The following is a 1264-nucleotide window of genomic DNA, read 5'->3' on the forward strand; positions in this document are numbered from 1 at the left end:
GTGCTGACGCAAGAGCCGACGGTCATGCCCGATGATCGTGGCCCGTGCCCCGTGCCCCGTGCCCCGTGCCCCGTGCCCCGTGCCCCGTGCCCCGTATCACGTACCACGTGTCCCTTGTCCCGAGCAGCAGTTGAGAGGCCCTCAGTGACCACCGCGTTCGATCCCCTGGACCTTGCCGGTACCCCGCTTGCCAACCGCATCGTCATGGCACCGATGACCCGCAACCGCGCCAGCGGGGGCGGCGGGGTGCCGACCGACTCGATGGTCGCCTACTACGCCCAGCGCGCCACCGCCGGTCTGATCGTCACCGAGGCCGCCCAGACCACCGTCGTCGGCCAGGGCTACCCCTTCACACCGGGGCTGCACACCGCCGAGCAGGTCGCAGGCTGGCGCCGGGTGACCGATGCCGTGCACGAGGCGGGCGGGCGGATCTTCGCGCAGCTGTGGCACGGCGGCCGGATAGGCCACCCGGTGCTGCTGCCGGACGGGCTGATACCCGTGGGTCCCTCCCCGGTGGCCGCCGACTGCCAGGTCTTCACCGAGGACGGGATGAAGGACTGCGTCACCCCGCACGAGCTCACCGACGCCGAGATCCGCGAGACCATCGACGGGTTCGCGGCCGCCGCCCGTAACGCCATCGAGGCGGGCTTCGACGGTGTGGAGATCCACGGCGCCAACGGCTATCTGGTGCACCAGTTCCTCGCCCCCAACAGCAACCGGCGCACCGACGACTGGGGCGGCAGCACCGAGGGCCGGATCCGCTTCGCGGTGGAGGTCACCCGCGCGGTGGCCGAGGCCGTCGGCGCGCACCGCACCGGCCTGCGGCTCTCGCCCGGCAACACCTTCAACGGCATCGACGAGCCCGCCCCCGAGCCCGTCCACACCGCCCTGCTCCAGGCCGTCGAACCGCTCGGCCTGGCCTATCTGCACCTCTGCGACGTCCCCGACCGCGCGCTGCTGGCCCGGCTGCGCAAGCACTTCACCGGCACGTTCGTCCTCAACCCGGCCAACGACGGCCGCCCCACCGGCACCGAGGACCTGGGTCTGATCGAGGACGGCAGTGCCGACCTGCTGGCCTTCGGGCGGCAGTTCCTCGCCAACCCCGACCTGCCCCGGCGGCTCGCCCTCGGCGGCCCCTTCAACACCCCCGACCGGGCGAGCTTCTACGGCGGCGACGACACCGGCTACCTCGACTACCCGGCCCTGGAGGCCTGAGGGCCTGACGGCCGGTCGGCCCGCACAACAGCGCGGCCGCCGCACAGAC

1 protein-coding gene is annotated in these 1264 nt (G+C 72.8%); it reads left to right on the top strand.

What is annotated here, in order from left to right; translation table 11 throughout:
- The first annotated feature begins 144 nt into the window (after nucleotides 1-144).
- The gene (locus AB0D04_RS26620) at nucleotides 145-1215 is read left to right on the top strand and encodes an alkene reductase (protein WP_362708000.1); all 1071 of its coding nucleotides are present in this window, start codon (nucleotides 145-147) and stop codon (nucleotides 1213-1215) included.
- Nucleotides 1216-1264: the final 49 nt, after the last annotated feature.

It is taken from the genome of Streptomyces sp. NPDC048483, from assembly GCF_040651455.1.
Classification (GTDB): domain Bacteria; phylum Actinomycetota; class Actinomycetes; order Streptomycetales; family Streptomycetaceae; genus Streptomyces.